The sequence below is a fragment of the Raoultella sp. genome (assembly GCF_039594335.1).
GTDB lineage: Bacteria > Pseudomonadota > Gammaproteobacteria > Enterobacterales > Enterobacteriaceae > Klebsiella.
This window is the reverse complement of record NZ_JBCNNS010000215.1, coordinates 1-4,804: the sequence shown is the minus strand read 5'-3', so window position 1 is coordinate 4,804 and position 4,804 is coordinate 1. Positions and strand designations below refer to the sequence as shown.

General features: G+C 55.3%; 4 protein-coding genes. All 4 read left to right on the top strand.

What is annotated here, in order from left to right:
• On the top strand, positions 1 to 612 hold a 612-nt coding region (locus tag ACZAHD_RS21655; protein ID WP_462458575.1), incomplete at its 5' end, for a transporter associated domain-containing protein.
• A gap of 200 nt (positions 613 to 812) precedes the next feature.
• On the top strand, positions 813 to 2,045 hold the full coding sequence (locus ACZAHD_RS21650; protein WP_023323517.1) for an oligosaccharide MFS transporter: 1,233 nt from the start codon (positions 813 to 815) through the stop codon (positions 2,043 to 2,045).
• 18 nt (positions 2,046 to 2,063) lie between these two features.
• Positions 2,064 to 4,073, top strand: coding sequence for a beta-galactosidase (locus ACZAHD_RS21645; protein ID WP_462458574.1), 2,010 nt, complete (start codon positions 2,064 to 2,066; stop codon positions 4,071 to 4,073).
• Between the two features lie 30 nt (positions 4,074 to 4,103).
• Positions 4,104 to 4,804 (top strand): arabinose operon transcriptional regulator AraC (gene araC / locus ACZAHD_RS21640; protein WP_462458573.1); only part of this gene is annotated, 701 nt, incomplete at its 3' end.

Sequence of the window (4,804 nt, the reverse complement as noted above, 5' to 3'; positions counted from 1 at the left end):
CACTCGAAATTCCTCGTCTGTAATGAAGATATCGACCACATTATCGGTTACGTCGATTCAAAAGATCTGCTGAACCGCGTACTGGCCAACCAGAGCCTGGTCCTGACCGGCGGCGTGCAGATCCGCAACACGCTGATCGTGCCGGATACCCTGACGCTGTCAGAAGCGCTGGAAAGCTTCAAAACCGCCGGCGAAGATTTCGCGGTGATCATGAATGAATACGCGCTGGTCGTCGGGATCATCACCCTCAACGACGTCATGACCACCCTGATGGGCGACCTCGTCGGCCAGGGGCTGGAAGAGCAGATTGTCGCCCGCGATGAAAACTCGTGGCTGATCGATGGCGGTACGCCGATTGATGACGTGATGCGTGTGCTGGATATCGACGAGTTCCCGCAGTCCGGGAATTACGAGACCATCGGCGGCTTTATGATGTTTATGCTGCGTAAAATCCCGAAACGCACCGACGCGGTGAAGTTCTCCGGGTATAAGTTCGAGGTCGTGGATATCGATAACTACCGGATCGACCAGCTGCTGGTGACCCGTATCGATAACAAGCCAACGGTGCTGGTGCCCAAGCAGGCCGAAGCGGCGGAAAGCCAGAACGCCTGAGCCTGACCTTTTCTCTCTCAAGGGCGGATAACCATCCGCCCTTTTTTTATGTCCCGAATGTGAAGCGGCTCACGCCCCTCTGCCGATAGCAGATTACTCCTGCTCGATAGCGGAACGTTCATGACTCCTCGCCACGCAAAAAGGTAACGTTGCCCGCGTCTACACGATCATATTCCTGAATAAAGGAAGCGAGGGTTACCATGATAACGTCAAATAAAAATTACTTTATCAGCTGTCTGTTTTTCCTGTTCTTCTTTATAGGCTGGGGATGCTGCTACCCCTATTTATCACTGTGGTTAACGGAAACCATCGGCATCAATTATACGGACGTCGGTCTGGTCTATTCCTTTACCGCTATTGTCGCCGTCTGCGTTCAGCCGTTATTCGGCTTCATCTCCGATAAACTGGTATATCGTAAAAATCTGATGTGGATGCTGGCGATTATAATCACGTTATTCGCCCCTTATTGGATCTATGTCTTTGCTCCCCTGTTAAAAATAAATGTGTTCCTCGGCGCGCTGGCTGGCGGCCTTTATATTGGCATGGCCTACGGCGCAGGCTGCGGGGTTTGCGAAGCCTACATTGATAAAGTCAGCCGCGCTTCCGGTTTCGAATTTGGCCGGGCGCGGATGTTCGGCGGCATCGGCGCCGCGATCGGCACCTTTGCGGCAGGAAAACTCTACGGCATTGATCAGAATATGATTTTCTGGTTGGCCAGCGGCGCAGGCGTCTGCCTGCTGGTCATTGTCTGGAAAATGCAGATCAGCGCCCACCCGCAGCAGGGATTGCTGTCTGGCAAAGCCTCGCCGGTTACCCTCCGCGATGCCGTCTCGCTGTTAAAAATTAAAAAATTCTGGTTCTTCGCCCTCTATGTCATTGGCGTCGGGGCGGTCTATGAAACCTATGACCAGCAGTTCGCTATCTATTACAGCCATTTCTTTGAGAGTAAAGCCCGGGGTGCAGAAGTCTTCGGTTATTTAACCACGGGTCAGATTTTCCTTGATGCCATCGTGATGTTCTTTGCGCCATGGTTTGTGAATAAAATCGGCCCGAAAAATGCGCTGTTATACTGCGGGCTGATTATGAGCTTGCGCATTATCGGCTCCGCATGGGCTATTGGCCCGGTATCCATCAGCCTGATTAAACTCCTCCACGGCTTTGAAAGCTCGGTGCTCCTCGTCGCGGCGCTAAAATATATTACCGCTAACTTTAACCCTCTGCTGTCAGCGACCGTTTACTTAATTGGCTTCCAGTTTTCGAAAAGCTTTAGCTCTATTTTTCTCTCGACCGGTATCGGCCATATGTACCAGAGCATGGGCTTTACCAGCAGTTATATCGTACTCGGCGGTATCGCTCTGTGCTTCACGCTCATTTCTTTTATTACGCTGGATAAAGCGCGTGTCTTCGCTTCACAACCGGTGCCCGCGAATTAATGTCAGGAGGTAGTGTGTATGTCTCATTTATTTTATGGCGTGGCGTATTACGATGAATATATGCCGGAAGATCGGCTGGCTAAGGATATCGCCTTAATGCGCGAAACCGGCATTAACGTGGTGCGTATTGCCGAGTCCACCTGGAGTACGCTGGAGCCTGAAGAGGGCCATTACAATTTCTACCATATCGACCGGGTGCTGGAGGCGATGCATGAGGCCGGCATTGCGGTCATCGTCGGGACGCCGACCTATGCGGTACCGGCCTGGCTGGCGGCGAAACATCCCGATATTCTGGTCACCACCGTCGCGGGGCAGCAAAAATATGGCCCGCGGCAGATCATGGATATCGTCAATCCGACCTTTCGCCGCTATGCCGAAAAAATTATCCGCACGCTGATGGCCCATGTGCAGCACCATCCGGCGATTATCGGCTGGCAACTGGATAACGAAACCAAGCATTACGACAATATTGGCCGCTATATGCAGGAGGGCTTCGTGCGCAGCCTGCAGGAGAAATATCCTGACCTCCGGCAGCTGAATCACGATTTCGGTCTGGATTACTGGAGCAACCGCATTGACCGCTGGCAGGATTTTCCGCCGGTGGAAAACACCATCAACGCCAGCCTCGCCTGCGCCTTCTCCCGCTATCAGCGTCAGCAGGTCACCGAGTATCTGGCCTGGCAGGCGGCCATCGTTCGGGAATACGCCCAGCCGCACCAGTTCGTCACCCACAACTTCGATTTCGAATGGCGCGGTTACTCTTACGGCGTGCAGCCGCGGGTCGACCATTTTGCGGCGGCGCAGGCGCTGGATATCGCCGGCGTCGATATCTATCACCCGAGCCAGGCGCACCTGACCGGGCGGGAAATCGCCTTTGGCGGCGCCATCACCCGCTCGCTTAAGCCGGGTCAGAACTACTTCGTACTGGAAACCCAGGCTCAGGGCTTCGCCCAGTGGACCCCCTTCCCGGGCCAGCTACGCCTGCAGGCATTCAGCCATATCGCCTCCGGCGCCGCCATGGTCTCCTACTGGCACTGGCATTCGATTCATAACGCCTTCGAAACCTACTGGAAGGGGCTGCTCAGCCACGACTTCTCGCGCAACCCAACCTGGCAGGAAGCCACCACCATCGGCGCCGATTTCGCCCGCCTGTCGCCGCAGCTGGCGGAGCTGAAGGCCGAAAATGACGTCGCGTTGCTAATAAGCAATGAGGCGATGGACGCCCTCAATCACTTCCGTCCCGGCGATGCCGAGGGCAACATTTATAACGATATCTTCCGCCGCTTCCACGATGCGCTGTATGACCACAATATCAGCCTCGACATCATCCACGATGTGAACGAGGAAACCTCGCGCTACCGGGTACTGCTCGTTCCTGGTCTGTACGCCGCCGATGATGGCCTGCTAACACGGATTAACGACTATATCGCCCGGGGCGGCAGAGCGCTGATCGGCTTTAAATCAGGCTTTAGCGATGAAAATGTCAAGGTGCGCAACAGCGCGCAGCCGGGGATTTTGCGCCAGAGCTGCGGCGTCAGCTACAGCCAGTTCACCCTGCCGGAAGGGACGACGGTAAGCTCATGCTGCGCAGAGATTGATTGCCGCAATGATAATCAGGCTGAGCTGTGGATGGAATTGCTGACGCCCGATGGCGGAACCCGCACACTGCTGCGCTATCAGCATCCGGCATGGGGCGAATACGCCGCCGCAACGGCGGCGGATTACGGTCAGGGACGCGCCCTGTACGTTGGCTTCCTGCCGCACAAGCGCCTGATTAGCCAGCTGTTTGATGTCCTGACGGCGGATCTCACGCTGAACTCGCGAACTTCCGCCTATCGCTATCCGTTAGTGGTTAAAAAGATGCGTAACCGAGCCGGAAATACTATCCACTTCCTGTTCAATTACTCCGGCGAGGCGCTGGATGTTGTCAGCGAGACCGCGGGTACCGCGCTGCTGAGCGGGGAGGCTGTAGACGTCGGCCAGCCGTTGCGCCTCAGGGCCTGGGAATTTACTATCATCGAAAGCTAACGACGCGGCGGCGCCCAGGTGGGAGAAAGAATGGAACTGGATATCAATGAGCTACTCAATTTCTCGCCATTGATGAAGACCTTTACCTTCAATGCCTGGGTCGTCGCAGGCTTCACGCCGATTACCCGCGGCTCCACGCTGGACTACTACATTAATCGCCCGCAGGGGATGAAAGGTTACATCATTAATCTGACCCTGCGCGGCCAGGCGCGGGCGAAAGCGGGCGATGGCTTCCTGCTGTGCCGGGAAAACGATCTGTTGCTGTTTCCTCCCGGCGTGCCCCATCATTACGGCAGGGACGAACACAGCGAGTACTGGGACCATCTGTGGATCTACTTTATCCCCCGCCCCTACTGGATAGACTGGCTAAAGTGGGACCAAACCACCCACGGTATCGGCAAAACAACCATTAACGATCCCGACCAGCTCCAGCAGCTGCGCGATCTTTTCTACGAAGTAATACGCCACCACTCTGCGTCCGTACCGCTGTCAGAAGCGCTGGCAATGAACGCGCTGGAGAGATTAATTCTCCGCTGTTTTCAGCAGCAGCCCATTAGCAACCGCCATGCCCACGACCCACGGATTAACGCCATCTGCGACTATCTTAACGCCCATATTGCGCAGGAGGTAAAAATCGAGACCCTGGCGGCGATGGTGTTTATCTCCCCTTCACGTCTGGCGCACCTTTTCAAAAATGAACTGGGGCAAACGGTCTATGCGTGGCGGGAAAC

What these genes read in the sequence shown, in the direction of transcription:
- ACZAHD_RS21645 (WP_462458574.1), top strand. Translation starts at nt 2,064, where the DNA reads ATGTCTCATTTATTTTATGGCGTGGCGTATTACGATGAATATATGCCG.
- ACZAHD_RS21650 (WP_023323517.1), top strand. Translation starts at nt 813, where the DNA reads ATGATAACGTCAAATAAAAATTACTTTATCAGCTGTCTGTTTTTCCTG.